This is a genomic window from Sphingomonas citri (genome assembly GCF_019429485.1).
GTDB classification, from domain to species: domain Bacteria; phylum Pseudomonadota; class Alphaproteobacteria; order Sphingomonadales; family Sphingomonadaceae; genus Sphingomonas; species Sphingomonas citri.
Genome location: NZ_JAHXZN010000009.1, coordinates 111,118 through 128,305, shown reverse-complemented (window position 1 = coordinate 128,305; position 17,188 = coordinate 111,118). Strand labels below are relative to the sequence as shown.

Genomic DNA, 17,188 nt, shown 5'->3' with positions numbered 1-17,188 from the left:
TCCTGATTGCAGCAGCAGCTTCCTCATCCGAACGAACGGTCTTCGCGTGCCGCATAGGCGACCGGACCGGAGCGGTCGTCAGGAACGAGGCGAGCCTCGTATATCGCTCCGTACGGCGAGGACGGGTCGAGTTGCAGGTTCCTCATGGACGCTACGCTCAGGAGGGGTTCTCAGGCGGAGGTGAGCTGCAGGCTGCCTTCCGCAATGGCCCGTGGACCTACGTCGTCTACGAACGTACCGTCCGAACAAGCTTCCACGGCACGAATGATCCAAGCTTCGAGGCTGGCGTCGATGTGCTGCGAGGAAGCCGCGTTGTCTCCCGCAGACGCTGTGCCGACCGCCGCGCCCAATTCACGGACCGATTGACCGGCGTCGCGAAGGGGCCGTTCATAGAGCACTGACAGACTACCCCTGGCGAGTGCATGATCGCCAGTTCTCGATAGCCGTCCACGAGCAATCATCGTCCGACGTGGCGCTCTCTTGTAATCCTGGGATCCTCATAGAGGTCGCGCAGCGCGCGCAGCCGGAAGGCATTCCACCAACGTTGCCAGCGATGCTCAGCGGCATCGTGGATCATGTGGCATCGCTGACATAGCGCCTTGAGATTGGATGGTGCGCTGTTGCCCGGATCGTGATCGAGATGCGCACAGGCGAGAACGACGTAGGTCACCCGGACGCTGGCGAGCGTGAAGCCGCCTCTCACGGCGATCCGCTTGCCACGGTCCGAACGCCAACACGCCGCCTCCGCGTCCCACCAGCGGCCGTCACCGAGGTGAGCAACACGCTGAAGGTGCGGCCGGCCACATTGCTCACAGCGCTTGCCCGCGCGCTCGAACCGGATCCTGCCTGACAGCTGTTCCCAATCGATCGGGTACAGCCAGCGGTTTTCAGCGCGGATCGGCATCCAGATTCTATGAGTCACGCCGCTGACCTTGGAAAGCGATTTTTCCCCGCTTTGTTGGCGCTTCGTTGCGGTGCCGTTCCGCCTTTATCGATGAACCGAGCCGATCGGAGCTTGACCAGCGGCTCTCATTTACGGAACATAAAGGGAACGAGTAGAGTCTTAGAAAACGATGTCCGCCGCCCTCGATTCCTTCGCGCCCAGCATAGCGCACTTGCGGACGATCGCTACGCCTGCCGCTGACTATCGCGTCATGCCGTTCGGCATCGACGCGCTCGACAGCCGGCTTGGGGCAGGAGGACTGCGCGCAGGCGCGCTGCACGAGGCGACGTCGCGGAGCGCCGCGCTGGTAGACGATGCCGCCACCACGCTCTTTCTCGCCGGCATCGCCGCACGCGAGGCGGCAGGGGCAGGCGGTCCAGTGCTATGGGCCAGCTGCAGGGCCGACCTGTACGCGCCCGCCCTCGAGCAAGCCGGCCTTCCCTCCGCCAACGTGATCTACGCGCAGCCGCGCGACGACGCTGCGCTGCTGGCGGTGGTCGAGGACGCGGTGAGGGACGGCACGCCCGCTGCGATCGTGGCGGAGGCGAGCAAGGTCTCGATGGTGGCAACGCGGCGCCTGCAGCTGGTTGCGGCTGACGCCGACGTGCCGGTGCTGCTGCTGCGCCGCGCGCGCGGCCTCAACCAGGACGTGTTCGCCGAGCCGTCCGCCGCGTGGACGCGCTGGCGGATCGGCGCCGCGCCTTCCGAGCGGTTGGGTGTCGCGGGTGTGGGGAGAGCGAGATGGGCGGTGGAGTGCGTCCGACAGCGTGGGGGTGAGGGCTTCTCCCTGATTGTGGAGGGCAGCGATGAGACGGGTCGTCTCGCTGTTCCTGCCGAGCTTGGCCGTGGAGCGGCTGAGACGGCTGGAACGGTCCGCTTCGCGGCAGCCTGAAAGGCCTGTCCTCGAGCTGCCGGTAGACGACGACCCCGGCGCCTGTTCGGTGCCGCGGGGCGGAGGATGGCGACCAGGTGCGCGGTGGGCGCGACAAGGCATGCCGTCGCGCGGCGTCGTCGAGGCGCAGATCGCCGCACTGCCGACCCACGCGCAGCCACCTATGCGCGAGCTCGGCCGGCGCTCGGAAGCAGCCAGTCACCCCTACAAGGCGGCGACGCCGGCGCCGCGCATCAGCGTGCCCGCCGCCAAGCCGCTCGAGCACGCGCCGCTGGCGCTAATCGACAAGGTCGGCCGACGCGAGGAGGTGGTCGCCGCCTGTGACGGAGCGCGCGCTCTGGGCGTGCATCCGGGCATGGCGGCCACCCACGCGCGCGCGCTCGTGTCCGACCTCGATTTCCGCCCCGCCGAGCCGGAGGCCGATGCGGCACTGCTCGACCGCCTGGCGCTCTTGGCGGTGCGCCGCTGGTCGCCGATCGCCGCGGTGTCGCCAACCGATGGTCTCTGGATCGATCTCGCGGGCTGCGAGCATCTGCATGGCGGCGAGGAACGCTTCTGCCGGCGTCTGCTCGCCTTCTGCAGGCGGGCAGGCTTCACCGCGCGGATAGCGGTCGCGGACACGCCGGGCGCGGCGCACGCGCTCGCGCGCTTCGGCCGCGGCGACCTCATCCGCGCCGAGCCGGGCGCGACGGCCAGCGCGCTTGCGCCGCTGCCGATCGTGGCGCTGCGGCTGGCACCCAACGCGCTCAGCGCTGCGCGCCGCTTCGGCTTCGAGACGGTCGCGGATCTGCTGCCGGTCGCGCGCGGGCCGCTCGCGCGCCGACTTGGCCTGCCGGCGATCACGCGGCTCGACCAGGCGCTGGGCGCGGTCGCGGAGCCGATCACGCCACGCGAGGACGCCGAGGTGCCGCTCGTCGAGCGCCGGTTGCTCGAGCCGATCGGCACGGCCGAGGCGATCGAGCAGGTTATGGGCGACCTGCTGCGCGATCTCGCCGGCGTGCTGCAGGAGCGCGGGCTCGGCGCGCGCGCGCTGCGGCTCACCGGCCTGCGCGTCGACGGCACCGAGCAGGTGGTCGCCCTCGGCACGTCCCGGCCGACGCGCGAGGTGCCGCACCTGGTGCGGCTGCTGAAGCTCAAGATCGAGCGGATCGATCCGGGCATGGGGCTCGAGCAGTTCTGGCTCGTGGCGCCGCACACCGAGCCGCTTGATGCGGTCGACCTGGGCGCGGTGCTCGCCGGCGAGACGCTGGTGCGCGACCCCGCCCGCCTAGTAGACGTCATCGCCGGGAGGATCGGCCCACGCGCCGTCTTCCGCGTGGCCCCGGTCGAGAGCCATGTGCCGGAGCGAGCCGTCGCCCGCTCCGACCCGAACGAAACGCCCGGGCCTTGGCCAAAGTGGCCACGGCCGATCCGGCTTTTCGCGCGGCCGGAGCCGCTCGCGCGCGTCATGGCGCTGATGCCCGACCAGCCGCCGCGGCGCTTCGAGTGGCGCGGCAAGACCTACAAGATCGTCGCCGGCGATGGGCCCGAGCGCGTCCACGGCGAGTGGTGGCGCCGTGAAGCCGAAGTGTGGGCCGTGCGCGACTATTACCGCGTCGAGGACGAGGCGGGCGGCCGCTACTGGGTGTTCCGCCGCGGCGACGGCTTTGAGGACGACACCGGCGACCTCAGCTGGTGGATGCACGGGGTCTTCGGATGACCCACTATGTCGAGCTGCAGGTGCTCACCCACTTCTCGCTGCTGCGTGGCGCGTCGTCGCCCGAGGAGCTGTTCGCGGCCGCGGCGCTGCTCGGCTACCCCGCAATCGGGGTTAGCGACATCGGCACGGTCGGAGGCGTCGTGCGCGCATGGGAGGCGCAGAAGACCACCGGCGTTCGCTCGATCGCGGGCACGCGTGTGGATCTGTCCTGCGGCCGTCGCCTGCTGCTCTATCCCACCGACCGGCCCGCCTGGTCCCGGATCACGCGGCTGCTTACCGTCGGCAAGAAGCGTGCAGGGAAGGGCGCATGCCTGCTCCACTGGCACGACCTCGAGCCATGGTCCGAGGGCGTCATCGCCATCCTGCTGCCGAATGAGGCGGACGAGGAGAACCTGGCGGCGCTGAAGGAGCTGAAGGCGGTTTACGGGCGCCGTGGCTACATGGCGCTCTACCAGCGGCGCCGGCCCGGCGATGCGGTCCGCATCGATGCGCTCGCACGGCAGGCGGGCGGCGCCGGCGTGCGCGCCGTCGTCACCGGCGACGTGCTCTACCACGCACCCGAGGCACGGCTGCTGCAGGACGTGGTGACCGCGGTGCGCGAGAAGTGCACCGTCGACGAGCTCGGCTACCGCCGCGAGGTGAATGCGGACCGCGCGCTAAAATCGCCCGACGAGATGGTGCGCCGCTTCCGCGCCTACCCCGATGCGCTGCAGGCCAGCGTCGACATCGCCAAGCTCTGCACCTTCGACCTGGGCGAGCTAGCCTACCAGTACCCGCACGAGCGCTTAATCGAGGGCCTGACGGCCCAAGAGGCCTTGCAGAAGCTGGCGACCGAGGCGGTCGAGCGCATGTTCGACGGCAACGTGCCAGAGGCCTACACCACGCAGATCGCGCACGAGATGCGGCTGATCGGTGAGCTTGGCTACGCGCCCTACTTCCTCACCGTCTACGCGATCGTGCGCGAGGCGCGTCGGCGTGGGATCCTCTGCCAGGGGCGCGGCTCGGCCGCGAACAGCTGCGTGTGCTTCGTGCTCGGCGTGACGTCGATCGACCCGATCAAGCACGAGCTATTGTTCGAGCGCTTCGTCTCAGGCGAGCGCCGCGAGCCGCCTGATATCGACGTCGACTTCGAGCATGAGCGCCGCGAGGAGATCATCCAGTGGATCTACGAGACCTACGGGCGTGATCGTGCCGCGCTGACTGCGGTCGTGACCCGCTACCGCGCGCGCGGCGCCGTGCGCGACGTCGGCAAAGCGCTCGGTCTGCCGGAGGATCTGACCTCCTCGCTCGCCGGCCTCGTGTGGGGCTGGTCGGCCGAGGGGGTCGGCGAGAAGCAGGTCGACGAGCTCAACCTCGATATTGCCGATCGCCGGCTGCGGCTGACGCTCGACCTCGCGCGCAAGCTGATCGGCGTGCCGCGCCACATGTCCCAGCACCCCGGCGGCTTCGTGCTGACGCATGACCGCCTTGACGACCTGGTTCCCATCGAGCCTGCCGCGATGGAGGATCGGCAGATCATCGAGTGGGACAAGGACGACATCGATTCATTGAAGTTCATGAAGGTCGACGTCCTCGGCTTGGGCATGCTCGGCTGCATGAACCGCGCCTTCAACCTGCTCGAGCAGGACAAGGGCATCCGCGTCGGGTTGGCGGACCTGCAGGACGATGACCCCGACGTCTACGCCATGATCCAGAAGGCTGACACGCTCGGTACCTTCCAGATCGAGAGCCGCGCTCAGATGAGCATGCTGCCGCGCATGAAGCCGCGGCGCTTCTACGATCTCGTCATCCAGGTCGCGATCGTGCGGCCGGGCCCGATCCAGGGCGACATGGTCCACCCGTACCTGCGCCGGCGCGAGGGACTCGAGCGGCCCGAGTACCCGTGGCCCGAGCTGCGTGCGGTGCTCGAGAAGACGCTCGGCGTGCCGCTGTTCCAGGAGCAGGCCATGAAGGTAGCGATCGTCGGCGCCGGCTTCACTCCGGCCGAGGCGGACCAGCTGCGTCGCGCGATGGCCACCTTCAAGTTCACCGGCGGGGTCAGCCACTTCAGCGAGAAGCTGATTGGGGGAATGGTCGAGAGAGGCTACCCGCGCGAGTTCGCCGAGCGCACCTTCCGCCAGCTCGAAGGCTTCGGCTCCTACGGCTTTCCCGAGAGCCATGCCGCCAGCTTCGCTAAGATCTCCTACGCGAGCAGCTGGATGAAACATCACCATCCGGATGTGTTCTGCGCGGCGCTGATGAACGCGCAGCCGATGGGCTTCTACGCGCCGGCGCAGATCGTCCGCGATGCGCGCGAGCATGGTGTCGAGGTGCGGCCGCCCTGCGTCAACGCGAGCCGCTGGGACTGCACGCTAGAGCGCACGGACGGCCGCTACCTGGCCGTGCGGCTCGGCCTCAGGCAAATCCGCGGGCTGTCGAACGCGGACGGCGCCAAGATCGTCTCCGCTCGCAGCACTACGGCGTACGATAGCGTCGAAGACGTGTGGCGCCGCTCCGGTGCGCAGCGTGCCGCGATTGAGAAGCTGGCGGACGGCGACGCCTTTCACAGCTTCGGCGCCGATCGCCGGCAGGGTCTATGGAAGGTGAGGGGGCTCGGCGAGGCGCCGCTGCCGCTGTTCGCCGCGGCCGATCGCGCAGCCGAGACGCAGAGCGCGGAGGGGATCGAGCCCGAGGTGCAGCTGCGCTCGCTCACCGACGGCCGAGAGGTCATCGAGGATTACCGCAACCTGCAGCTGTCGCTCCGCGCACATCCGCTGTCGTTCGTGCGCGACGAGCTGACGCGCCGCGGCGTCACCCGATGCGCGGATCTCGCCAGCGTCCGCGACGGCCGCCACGTCGAGGTCGCCGGCATCATCCTCGTTCGGCAGAAGCCCGGCTCCGCCAAGGGTGTGCTGTTTATCACGATCGAGGACGAGACCGGGATCGCCAACGGCATCCTGTGGCCCGACCGCTTCGAGGCGCAGCGCCGCACCGTGATGTCTGCCTCCATGGTCGGTCTGAAGGGGCGGGTGCAGAAGGAAGGCGAGGTGATCCACGTCATCTGTGACCGCATCGTCGACCATGGCGACCTCCTTCACCGTGTCGGCGACATGTCGTTCCCGCATCGCACCGGCCGCGGCGACGCCGCCCAGCACCCCGGCTCACCCGACCGCGGTGACAAGGAGTGGAGCCCGGAGCCGCGCAACTGCTACTGGCCGCCCCACGCCGAGGGCATGGATCCTGAGGACGTCGTGCGCTTCAAGTCGCACGACTTTCACTGATCCGTGGCGACGCTGCCTCGGCACCAGCGCGTTGTGATTGCGCTGTCGGTGCACATCCTGCACGCCGGCGTGGCGAAATGCTCGGAGACAACGGTCGACGGGATCGAGGTGCGTCTGGCGCTGCGCTGCCTGCTGCCGCACTGCCCCGAGCGCTGGCCGCTCGAGCTCTACTGGGACGCCGCCTCGCAGACGAACGAGATCGGCCGCGCCCAGGGCGTTACCGCGGCCTTCAACGGGATCGTGCGTCAGCTGCGGAAAGCGGGGCGGTACGAGGACGTTTCGCCGCTTTGAGCAGCCGGCCGACGAACGACACCTCCTACCGAACCCTTGGCGAGTGGGCAGCCGATCGCGCTGACATGCGGATCGTCTGCGCGTGTGGCCGCACCATCAATTTCCCTGCCGAGCGGATCCTCGAGCGCTTCAAAGGCGACGGGGAGATTGCTGCGAAGATGATCCGGCTACGCTGCCGCGGCTGTGGTAGGCGCGGGCATGCCTCTCTTTCGGCAATACCTGCGCTGCGACGGTAACGGCATGGGAGATGCCTCCGGTTCGGCATGATCCCGTTGCAAACGCGGCGAAATCCCGCTTGCTGAAGTTACGTGGGAGACGGGCCGATGGATGCCTTCAAGGAGATCGAGGAGACCCAGGCGGCGCTCGATCAGGCTTATGCCAAGCTCGTGGCGATGCGTCAGAGCCACGACGTGGAGGATTTGGACGAGGTCCACGGACGCGCCGAGGAGGCGCTCGCCGGTGCGCGCGCCCTGGTCCAGATGCTCGAAGAGTTGGCCGCCGAGAAGAAGCCGTAGGCTCCAGCTGCAAAAAAGGGGGCGGCGCCTTCGCGCCGCCCCCAGAAAGAGCCCCCTCATGAAGCCCTTCGGGTCGCCCTCGCGCTCTAGCAGGCGCGCCGCTGTGCGCATTGGACGAATGAACCGGACTGATCGGTCTTCCTTACAGGTGCGAGGCTCGCAAACTCAGCGCTTCGGCGTTGCCGCCCGGCTCAGCCCCACGATCGCGCCGACGCCAAGCGCGACCAATCCACCGGCGGCCCAAGGAAGCTTCTGCGCCTCCAGTATGAGGCTGGTCGACCTTGCATGCACCTTCTGCGAGCCATGCGTCGTGCCGTCGCTCCGTGCCTCGTAGAGGTTGTCCCGGCGATCAGGGTCACCCGGGTCGCTCGGCTTCTGCTGGATCCTAGTGCCGATCACTTCCATGGCGAGGTCGGTCAGGCGCGGCGCGATCTGACCCACTAGTGAGGAGAGGACGCCACCACCTCCGACATACAGCTCGCGGCGCTGATTGGCGCAGGCGAACAGGATGGCGTCGGCGACCAGCGACGGATCGTAGAGCGGCGGGGGCAGCCGCGGTGCCTTGTCCATGAAGTTACGCGCGTGCTCGGGGTAAGGCGTGTCGATCGCGCCGGGCTTGATGAGAGTAACGGAGATGCCGGCGCGGTCACGCTCCAGCTCCATTCGAAGCGCATCGGTCAGCGCCTGAACGGCATGCTTGGTCGCAGAGTAGGGGCCCTGCTGGATGATGGCCCGATCGCCGAGGATGGAGCCAACGTTGATGATCGCGCCGCCTCCCCGGGTGCGTAGATGACGCGCGGCGACGAGACTGCCCTGCAGGGTGCCGAAGTAGTTCACGTCGAACGCCCTGCGGTGGTCGGCGATCGGCACCTGCTCCACGGTGCCGTAGGTCGCGGCCGCTGCGTTGTTCACCCAGCTGTCGAACCCGCCGAAGGTCTCGATCGCGGTGTCCGCGATGCGCTCGACATCGGCCTCGTTGGCCACGTCGCCGGCGACGACAGCCACCCGACCTCCAGCGGTCCTCAGGTCGGCCGCAACGCGCTCCAGCGCCTCCGCATTGCGGGCGGCAATAACGACCGCAGCGCCGCGGCGAACCGCCTCCCGCGCGGTTGCGAGCCCATTGCCGCTACTCGCGCCGGTGATGACGATGATCTGGCCGGCGATCGGCTTGAGGCTCACGGCCATTGCGTCAGCCCTGCCCACGCTCGCCTTTGATGCCCTCTGCAGCAGCGTCGAGCTTGGCACGATCGTTCCCGACCGAGGCGATCAGCTCACGCGCCTGCTGCTGGCTCAGCCCATGTTTGGACGCGAAATACTCAACCTCATACGGCTCGCTGCCGGAAACCCGGGCACGATCCTGCTCACCGCGGTTCGTCTTATCGTCAGCCATGCTACACTCCTGATCGTTGGTGCCCGTAACGATCAAAGGATTGGTCGGGTTCAGTCGGCTCGGGCGCGCCAGCTGGCTAACCTCCTGCGACGAAACGAGATTGCCGTCGCATCCAAGATAGCACGCTCGCGTTTGTGACGCGGGAGGAACGATCATGAACGAAGATCCGAAGTTCTGCCGGCAACGCGCCGAGGTCGAGCGGCGCGCGGCTGCCGCCACTGATCTGGCGCGCGTTCAGGAGCGTCACCTGCAATCGGCCGCGACGTGGGACCGCATGGCGGAGCGCGGCGAAGCCTTCCTGCGCTCCCGCGCGCAAAAGGCTGCGCTCGCGGAGTAAGGTTCTCGAGACAGCGGGGTGAGTGGCGCCCCGCCGATCTGGGGGGGGGGGGGGGGGAAGAGCAGCGAGGCGCCAATCGGACCGCGGCTAATGGGGTCGGCTACGGTCACCCTCTGAACCTCGCCCGCGCCGCCCCGTTCCCGTGGGGCGAGAAAAAACAACACCTTACACGCCGCCTGAGCCACCTGAGACAGCTCAAGGAACGAGTCCGCGCCGCGGGCGATTCATCCCGGTGAAGCGAGCTCGATCCTCGACGCGGGAGGCGCTGAACGCCTGTCCCGTCACGGCGCCGGATCTTCCGGTCGACGCGATGCACTTCATCACCTGTCCGGAGTGCGGCCAGGACGTGGACTGCCGCAGGCTCGGCGACGTCCTACACCATGACGAGCCCGGGCATGAGCCCCTGCCACCAACTGCCACAGCTCCGCCGCTGGCGTTTGTCGAGCCCATGCTCCCGACGTTGGTCGACGTCGCTCCCGACGGAGATGGGTGGAGCCACGAGATCAAGTACGATGGCTACCGGACACAGCTTGTGATCGACGCGACGGGCGTGCGCGCGTTCACGAGAAACGGTCATGATTGGACTGCGCAGTATCGGCCGGTAATCGAGGCGGCTCGCCGGCTCCACTGCTCGCGCGCGATCATCGACGGCGAGATGATCGTGCAAGACGATGCCGGGCGGAGCGACTTCAACTCACTCCGCTTGGCGATCGGCCGCAACCCGGAGCGTCTGGTCTTCATGGCCTTCGATTGCCTCCATGCCGACGGGACGAACCTCCGATCACTCCGGCTGGAGCAGCGTCGCGAGCGCCTCGAGGAGATCGTCGGCGCCTTCGATCCGGGCAATCCGATCCACTACAGCGCGGAGGTCCGTGGGGGCGGCCCTGACTTCTTCGCAGCCGTCGATCGGATGGGGCTGGAAGGGATCGTGTCGAAAAAGCGCGGCAGCCGCTATCAGAGCGGACGGACCAAAAGCTGGCTCAAGATCAAGGCATGGACCGAGGAGGAATTCCTGGTCGTAGGGACGGAAGTGACACCTGGCGAGCCGGTGTCCGCGCTCCTGGCTCGCGAGACCGACAGCGGGCTCGAATACGCCGGCGGAGCCGCGGTGACGCTCGCAGCCCCGATCCGGGAGGTCTTCTACGCTGCGACAGAGCAGCTGAGGCGAGATAGGCCGCTTGAACCGCCCCGGGTTTGCCGGAGGCGCTGGGTTGTGAGTTATGCCGCCATATCGATGTTGTCCGCGGCAGCATAATATTGCTCTTCGGCTTCGGCAGGCGGGATGTTGCCGATGGGCGCCAGCAGCCGGCGATGGTTGAACCAGTCGACCCATTCGAGCGTGGCGTATTCGACGGCTTCGAAGCTGCGCCACGGCCCACGCCTGTGAATCACCTCGGCCTTGTAGAGGCCATTGATCGTCTCGGCCAAAGCGTTGTCGTAGCTGTCGCCGACGCTGCCAACCGATGGCTCGATCCCGGCTTCGGCGAGGCGCTCGGTGTACTTGATGGACACGTATTGCGACCCCCGGTCGCTGTGATGGATGAGACCGCCCCGATGGGCCGGCCGGCGATCATGGAGAGCCTGCTCCAGGGCATCGAGGACGAAGCTGGCATGCGCCGTTCTGCTCGCCCGCCACCCCACGATCCGCCTGGCGTAGGTGTCTATGACGAAGGCGACGTAGACGAAGCCCGCCCAGGTTGCGACGTAGGTGAAATCCGACACCCACAGCATGTTCGGCGCTGGCGCGTAAAAACTTCGGTTGACATGATCCAGCGGGCAAGGCGCTGCCTTGTCGCTCATCGTCGTGCGAACCGGCTTGCCCCGGATCACGCCCTGTAGACCCATATCGCGCATCAGTCGCTCGATGGTGCAGCGGGCGACCGGGAAGCCCTCGCGCATCATTTGCCGCCAGACCTTGCGGACGCCGTAGACCGCGAAGTTCTCGGCGAACACGCGAGCCACCTCGGGCTTGAGAACCTGATCCCGCCGCGCCCGCGCCGACAGGCGCATTGGATCCTGCCGCTGCGCGACACGCTCGAAATACGTCGATGGGGCGATCGGCAAGACGCGGCAGATCGGCTCGACCCCATAGGCTTTACGGTGATCGTCGATGAAGGCGATCATCGCCGGAACGGGCGGTCGAGCTCCGCCTGGGCAAAATATGCGGATGCCTTGCGCAGGATCTCGTTGGCCTGTCGCAGCTCGCGGACTTCGCGTTCCAGCGCCTTCATCTTGTCAGCGACCTCGGTCGGAACGCCAGCGCGCTTGCCGCTGTTCACCTCCGCCTTCTTTACCCACTCATGCAGCGTCTGCGGAACGCAGCCGATTTTCTCGGCAATGGAAACTACCGCTGCCCATCGCGATGGGTGATCGCGCTCGTGATCCAGCACCATCCGTACCGCTCGCTCGCGGACCTCAGGCGCAAACTTGTTCGTCGTCTTGCTCATACAGGCTCCACCTTCTCAGGAGTTGGAGCCTCCGACAAACCCGGGGCGGTTCAGCTTGCCGGGATGCCGAGATCGAAGAAAGCACGTTGGATCGAGCCGCAGATGCGTGTCCGGGTCCGGCACCTGAAGGGCAGCGACAAGGTACGTCATGCTTCGCTGGTCGATGTGACGGAGCTGTGCGGAGTGCGCCGAAAGGCAGGTCTGCCGCGTTGAGGCCGCAAAGGAGACCGCTTTGACCGACCTGCCGACCTTGCTTGAGAGCACCTCGATCACGATCCCGCTCGACGTCATGCTCGAGCTGATCCGGGCCGCTCGCGGTGACAGCTCCGACGCTTTGCGTGAAGAGGTCGACAACCTTCTTAAAGTCGAGGTGATTGGCACACTCGAGGGCCTCTCAGGCGTCACCGAGGAACAGGTGGCTGAGCTCGTGGCGCGAACATTCGTAGCGGATGCTGCCGTGTTTTGAGTTTGCCCCACGTTGCGCGAAGCCAGAAAGGATCCCCGCCTGCTAAGCCCATTAGCCGAGACGTCTTATTAGGATCCTAGCGAGGCAAGAATCCCGGCGAGCGACATCACGAATAAAGATAACCAGATTGCAATTTGACCGTAGATATGGAGAACGACTCCTACCCACGAATAGCGACGTCGCAGCAGAATGCCGCTTCCGACGGCGATAAAAAATGCCGCGGTCGCAGGGACTGTGACTGAGGGAACCCGATGCAAGCAGGCCTCAGCAATAGGCATTAACCCGACTGCCATCACCAGCATCCACGAGAACCCAAACAGCAGGTTGCTGGGTAGATCGAGCGGCTCGTGGTTATCGGTGCGGTGCGCAGAAATGCTTGCCATTGCCTCGCTCCAATGCGAACCTACACGCGGAGGTAGCGTCATGCCAGAATTTGATCTGTCGCTATACAACGCGACGCGGGACAGGCCGGGTGGCCCGCTCGTGGTGGTTGATGACGCCGACGACGCGCCGACCTTGCAGCCATTGTCCGACGCGAGCGGCCGCTGGACGCAAGGAGGCACCATCGGGTATCTCCTCGCATACGGCCTTCTTGCAGGTGGCCTCATCTACTGCGCTTATTTCCTCTAGGGTCACCTTCTCTGCTCCGGGTCGGTGAAGAAGCCCTTGCGCATGGCTTCATCGACCTCACCCCTTACAGCCGAGCCAGCCTCAACGGCGCCTGCTCGGATTACCCGCTTGGCATCCTGATCTGCCTTGATCGCAGCCGTTTGGGTATCGATCTGGGCAACGGTGGCCGACCCGTCACCAGGACCACCGACGGTTGGGACTTTGCGGAGGCCGGTCGGATGGTAGTGGGCCTCAACGTCAGCAGCGCTGGAGACGGGGACCTTCGGAACGTCGACCAGGTCCGGCTCGTGCAAGCGAGGAGCCACGCCGTTGTAGATGTCCTGCCGTTTATGCTCGAGGAACCGGGAAACCATCTGATCGCGAGTGATCCGCTGTTGATCGCTAACCGCCGTCTCGTGAAGCCCAGGAGCATTCAACGCAGGCTTTGCGGCTTGTTCCTTCGCGTACCACTGGGCCAACTCTTGGCTCATGTTCTCGCTCATCTGCATGCCGTGCGTCTCTGCATAGCTTGCATCATTCGATAGCTGCTGCGCTTTTTCGTGGAGCTGACGGGCGCGCAATTCATGTGAATACGCCAGCGAGCGTGCGTCCTCAGTGCTAACGCTCGACGTTTGTGAAGTCGCAGCACGAACGGAAGTGCCAGATCTGGTATAATTACCGGTGCTTTGGTTTAGGGCCTCGCCATAAGACTGTTCATTGCGAGCGCCATCGCCAATCGACGAACCGTCCTCGACGGAACGAGTCTGGTCTTGGTTTCGACGAAGTGAGTCAGTCTGCTGCCCGGTCCAGGTCTTACTTCCCTTGATTTGCGGCAGCGCACCGGTGAGCCTTTGTCCGAGAGTGGGTTTCTCCGGCGTGGGCGGAAGCTGTGGTCCGTTCGGGCCAACGGCATCTGCCGGGTTAGGTTTGCCCGACCGTGGTGCCCCACCGCCGCCAAGCCCGACGCTAAGACCACCCGAAACTGAATCGATGACCTCAGCTCCGCGGCCGTTGGTGTTCGTGACACGTGCGGAGTTGTTGACCGAGCCACGGTTCTCCAAGGTATCAAAGGTCGAGCCACCGTTCCGGACGAAGCGATCGTTGCCGATATTCGTCTGGATACCCGATCCGTTCTCGGTGGCTTTCGTGACGTCAATCGACGTACCTTGCGCGCTCCGGTCGGTATGAGTGGTGCTGAGGATCCGGGCAGCTGCAGCCTCTTCGCTCCGAGCCTCGCGCTCCAGCATGCTCGCGGCCTGCCGCATCTCTGAGACATACCCAGTCGAAAGGGTCGGCGTGACCGAGAGCCGCGACATCGCACCGGTCGTGTCGGTGACCGCAAAGCCATTGCCGTAGCTGCTCGCCGTGGCGCCGTTATCGAACCTATAGGTCGAGCCGAATGATCCAGACGAGAACGTCGGCGCGTCAGACCATTGGCTGCTCTGGCGCATGTTCGAGGTCGAGTTAGCGAAGCTCGTGTTCCCGTACGAGTAGTTGCCGGTCGTCTGCTCGGCTGCAGCAGCTTCCGCGGCGTTCTGCGCCGGGCTGAGGATCGAGGTCGCCTGACCCGAGATGCTCATTGCCCCCTTGGCGAGACCCGCAGCGAGGAACGGTACGCTCATCAGCATGAAGCCCGCGATCGTCGCCGTCTCGGCGTTGACGGCTCCGATCCCGGCATAGGTCCCGAGCGACATGCCGCCCTCAGCCACGCCCTTCGCCGCGATCGTCGCCCGGGTCATGCAGATCATGTGGAGGATGACGTAGAGCGGTCCCCAGGACGCGAGATAGAAGAAGCCGGTCAGGTAGCCTTTGAGCGCGCCGACGCCGGTCTGAGGCATCAGGAACAGCGGGAAGATGACCGGGAACATGGCGTAAAACACCACGGTCAGCACGATGTTGAGGATCGGCACCCAGCTCATCGCCTGCTGCGCAATCGAGTTGTACGTGTTGCGCGCCTGGATGTCCGCATGCGTGGTGGCGAAGGTGTCGATCGATGCTGCACCCGGGCCGCCCGCCATACCGTCACGCGCCTGCATGAAGGCGTTGATCGCCGTGTTCTGGCGCATCACCGCTTCGAAGTTAGGGCTGGCTGCGGTGAAGGCCTGATTGACGATGGGCACGTCCTCGCGGAGCTTGGCCGAGGCGACGGCCGTCGACAGCTTCGGGTAGGCCTGCTTCGACCAGAGCGGAGTGTGCGCTGCGATCATCGGCGTCCACTGCTCAGACAGCAGGTTATAGGCGTTGTTGCAGGTGATGATGTCGGTCGTGACCGCAACGCCGGCGCGGCTGGTCCACGGCTGCGATCGCGCGACCGAACCCGGCCCCATCGCGTTCCAGAGATCCTTGGCGTTGGCGAGGTCGGTCATCGACTTCTGCCCGAGCATGATGTCGCCAAAGACGCAGTTCTTAAAGTGAGCAGAGAGGTTGGTGGCAAACTCGGCGTCGCGGATCTCGAAATTGCGCGTCGCGTCGAACAGGCGTGCGCCGTAGACCATGCCGTTGGTCGAGTAGTTGAGCTGGCTCGGCATCGTGAAGACGGTCTCGGCCGTCCGCGTCAGCCAGTCGCCGACCTGGCTGGTGAAGCTCGCCATCACGCCGAGCCCGAGAGGAACGTTGGCGATCGTCGCGGGCGCAAGCGACGGGTTGATCCGGTCGGTGACCTTCACACTGACGGTCGGCACCATCAGGCAGGAATAGATCAGCGTCGAGCCGAGGAACCAGTTCATCCAGACGCGAAAGTTCATCGTGAACGCGACGGACAGGAGCGTGTAGATCAGGCCGAGGATCATCACCACGCGCAGGAGCGCGCGGTAGCCGCCTCCGCCTGTCCACGCGGCAACCGCGTTGAACGTGTTGACGATGTATTCGCCGCCACCAATCGTGAAGACCTCGACCATCGCTCGCTGTCCTTAGTTGAGGCCCTGCGCGCTCAGCCCGCGCGAGAAGTTGAGCGACGCTGCCATCGCCGGCGACATGCTGTTCTGCAGCGTCGACTCGAGCATCACCGACTTGTTGATGAGGAAGATCGTCTGGTTGAGCGTGTCCTTCAGCTTGAAGTCACGCTGGGCATAGCGCTCGCGCGCAGCCGCGAGCTGCTCGCGCCACGCCTTGCTCACATCGACATCGCCAGACTGCACCTGCACCGACGACTGGCTGATGCGGTCGAGCATGTTGTCGATCATCGCCGAAAGGAGATTGATCGCCACGATCTCGGCGAGCGCGCTGGTCTCGCCGGGATTGAAGCTCTGGTGCGCCATCGCCTGCACCGCCAGCATCTTGTAGAGCGGTAGCGAGGTCATGTTGAGCAGCTGCTGCTCCGCGACGTCGAGCGCGCTGTCGGTACGGATCTTCGAGTTGATCGAGTCGATCATCCCCTTGATCTTCGTGCGCAGTCCGACGGCGATCTGCAGCTGCTGCTCCGTCACCTTGAGGCACTTCAGCTGCTCATCGCACTTCAGGAACTTGACCGGTGTGCCGCCGGTGCCGGTGCCATCGAGCAGGGCAGTGACGACGGCTTCTTCGGCGGGACCGTGGAAGGCGACCATCGGGCCGCCATCCGGCGCACCCTTGGGATCGACGACGATCGTGCCGACCAGCGTCATCAGGTACTCGGAGAAGCCCTGGTCGTAGGTGCCGAACTTGTTCGATTTCTGGATCGCGTCCCAGGTGTAGTTGCGCGGCGCGCCGGCCGCGTTCTCTGCCATCTTGGGGTCCTTGCTGGCGTCGATCGTCGCTTCCTGCTTGCCGCCCGGGCCGCACTCCTGCCGAGACCGTGCCCAGTCGGAGAACATGCCCTCGCTGTTTCCAATCGCGGCGCAGACGTTCGAGCGGGCGCCGGCCATCTTGGGCCAGAGACCACCCACCAGGCCCTGCGCAGCCTCGCAGGACGAGATGTTCATCTGGTTCATCTGCTGCGCCTTGTTGGCCATGCCGTCCATGACCTTCCCGATCTCGGGCGACACGCTGTCGATGGCGAGCTGGAAGGCGAAGCCGAGCGCATTGTTGGCGGTTGCCTTCAGCATGGCGACCATCTCGGCGCCGTTGATGAAGGAGAAGGAGCCGGTGAAGATGTCGATCCCGCCGCAGCCGGCGCGCACGCTCGGCATCTGCAGGTTGAACGGCTGCACGCTCTTCTGTGGGAAGCGCGTCCAGACGTTGCCCATCGAGTAGTAGCCTGCTGTCTGCCCCTGGTAGGCGCTCGGCCCGGTTACGTTGGCCGCACCTCCCGCATCCTGGAAGAAGCTGTTCATCTGCCCGGCGACGTCCGCTCGCGCGATGTCGACCGGGATCATGCTAGTGGCGCCGAGCACCGCGACGGCCGCGGCGGTGCGCCGCATCA

General features: G+C 66.0%; 16 protein-coding genes and 1 other annotated feature. Of the genes, 9 read left to right on the top strand and 7 right to left on the bottom strand.

Going from position 1 to position 17,188, the window contains the following annotated elements:
* Positions 1 to 457 precede the first annotated feature (457 nt).
* Positions 458 to 904 (bottom strand): hypothetical protein, encoded by a 447-nt coding sequence (locus KZ820_RS18570; RefSeq protein WP_219750337.1) that lies wholly within the window; start codon positions 902 to 904, stop codon positions 458 to 460.
* 250 nt (positions 905 to 1,154) lie between these two features.
* Between KZ820_RS18570 and KZ820_RS18565 the strand changes: the two genes are divergently transcribed.
* The 5 genes from KZ820_RS18565 to KZ820_RS18545 all read left to right on the top strand — a co-directional run bounded on the left by KZ820_RS18565 (position 1,155) and on the right by KZ820_RS18545 (position 7,600).
* Complete coding sequence (locus KZ820_RS18565; protein WP_258048332.1) at positions 1,155 to 1,835, top strand: ImuA family protein; 681 nt, start codon at positions 1,155 to 1,157, stop codon at positions 1,833 to 1,835.
* 100 nt (positions 1,836 to 1,935) lie between these two features.
* On the top strand, positions 1,936 to 3,534 hold the full coding sequence (locus KZ820_RS18560) for a Y-family DNA polymerase (protein WP_258048331.1): 1,599 nt from the start codon (positions 1,936 to 1,938) through the stop codon (positions 3,532 to 3,534).
* Complete coding sequence (locus KZ820_RS18555; protein ID WP_219750335.1) at positions 3,531 to 6,794, top strand: error-prone DNA polymerase; 3,264 nt, start codon at positions 3,531 to 3,533, stop codon at positions 6,792 to 6,794. Before KZ820_RS18560 ends, KZ820_RS18555 begins: the two co-directional genes overlap by 4 nt.
* 3 nt (positions 6,795 to 6,797) lie before the next feature.
* A complete protein-coding gene (locus KZ820_RS18550; RefSeq protein WP_219750334.1) occupies positions 6,798 to 7,085 on the top strand; it encodes a hypothetical protein in 288 nt (95 codons plus the stop codon).
* A gap of 323 nt (positions 7,086 to 7,408) precedes the next feature.
* Positions 7,409 to 7,600, top strand: a complete 192-nt coding sequence (locus KZ820_RS18545) for a hypothetical protein (RefSeq protein WP_219750333.1) — start codon at positions 7,409 to 7,411, stop codon at positions 7,598 to 7,600.
* Positions 7,601 to 7,765: 165 nt separating this feature from the next.
* Here the strand turns inward: KZ820_RS18545 and KZ820_RS18540 are convergent, their stop codons facing one another.
* Both KZ820_RS18540 and KZ820_RS18535 read right to left on the bottom strand, forming a co-directional pair.
* Positions 7,766 to 8,785 carry an SDR family oxidoreductase gene (locus KZ820_RS18540; RefSeq protein WP_219750332.1) on the bottom strand — a complete coding sequence of 340 codons (1,020 nt, stop codon included), beginning with the start codon at positions 8,783 to 8,785 and terminating at the stop codon, positions 7,766 to 7,768.
* Positions 8,786 to 8,789: 4 nt separating this feature from the next.
* Positions 8,790 to 8,990, bottom strand: coding sequence for a DUF3606 domain-containing protein (locus KZ820_RS18535; RefSeq protein ID WP_219750331.1), 201 nt, complete (start codon positions 8,988 to 8,990; stop codon positions 8,790 to 8,792).
* Positions 8,991 to 9,144: 154 nt separating this feature from the next.
* Here KZ820_RS18535 and KZ820_RS18530 point away from each other — a divergent pair, with 154 nt between their 5' ends.
* Together KZ820_RS18530 and KZ820_RS18525 are read left to right on the top strand one after the other, a co-directional pair.
* On the top strand, positions 9,145 to 9,327 hold the full coding sequence (locus KZ820_RS18530; RefSeq protein WP_219750330.1) for a hypothetical protein: 183 nt from the start codon (positions 9,145 to 9,147) through the stop codon (positions 9,325 to 9,327).
* A 310-nt stretch (positions 9,328 to 9,637) separates the two neighbouring features.
* Entirely contained in the window at positions 9,638 to 10,582 is a 945-nt protein-coding gene (locus KZ820_RS18525; protein WP_219750329.1) for an ATP-dependent DNA ligase, read from the top strand.
* Here KZ820_RS18525 and KZ820_RS18520 read toward each other — a convergent pair.
* Positions 10,546 to 11,774, bottom strand: a protein-coding gene (locus tag KZ820_RS18520) for an IS3 family transposase (RefSeq protein WP_219750328.1) whose coding sequence is annotated in 2 segments (ribosomal slippage) — positions 10,546 to 11,486 and positions 11,486 to 11,774 — 1,230 coding nt in all. Because the reading frame shifts where the segments join, the coding sequence is not laid out codon by codon here. The two genes, KZ820_RS18525 and KZ820_RS18520, sit on opposite strands and share 37 nt — an antisense overlap.
* Positions 11,377 to 11,493: a sequence feature (AL1L pseudoknot), on the bottom strand. Its footprint overlaps the gene before it by 117 nt.
* A 232-nt stretch (positions 11,775 to 12,006) precedes the next feature.
* Between KZ820_RS18520 and KZ820_RS18515 the strand changes: the two genes are divergently transcribed.
* Positions 12,007 to 12,240, top strand: a complete 234-nt coding sequence (locus KZ820_RS18515; protein ID WP_219750327.1) for a hypothetical protein — start codon at positions 12,007 to 12,009, stop codon at positions 12,238 to 12,240.
* A 68-nt stretch (positions 12,241 to 12,308) separates the two neighbouring features.
* On the opposite strand, the gene KZ820_RS18510 is transcribed toward KZ820_RS18515, so the two are convergent.
* Positions 12,309 to 12,623: a hypothetical protein gene (locus KZ820_RS18510; protein WP_219750326.1), complete on the bottom strand. Its 315-nt coding sequence runs from the start codon at positions 12,621 to 12,623 to the stop codon at positions 12,309 to 12,311.
* 40 nt (positions 12,624 to 12,663) lie between these two features.
* Here KZ820_RS18510 and KZ820_RS18505 point away from each other — a divergent pair, with 40 nt between their 5' ends.
* Entirely contained in the window at positions 12,664 to 12,870 is a 207-nt protein-coding gene (locus tag KZ820_RS18505) for a hypothetical protein (RefSeq protein WP_219750325.1), read from the top strand.
* Between the two features lie 2 nt (positions 12,871 to 12,872).
* Here KZ820_RS18505 and KZ820_RS18500 read toward each other — a convergent pair whose 3' ends face one another.
* On the bottom strand, positions 12,873 to 15,746 hold the full coding sequence (locus KZ820_RS18500; protein WP_219750324.1) for a conjugal transfer protein TraG N-terminal domain-containing protein: 2,874 nt from the start codon (positions 15,744 to 15,746) through the stop codon (positions 12,873 to 12,875).
* Between the two features lie 12 nt (positions 15,747 to 15,758).
* The gene (locus KZ820_RS18495; RefSeq protein WP_258048346.1) at positions 15,759 to 17,186 is read right to left on the bottom strand and encodes a conjugal transfer protein TraH; all 1,428 of its coding nucleotides are present in this window, start codon (positions 17,184 to 17,186) and stop codon (positions 15,759 to 15,761) included.
* Positions 17,187 to 17,188 lie beyond the last annotated feature (2 nt).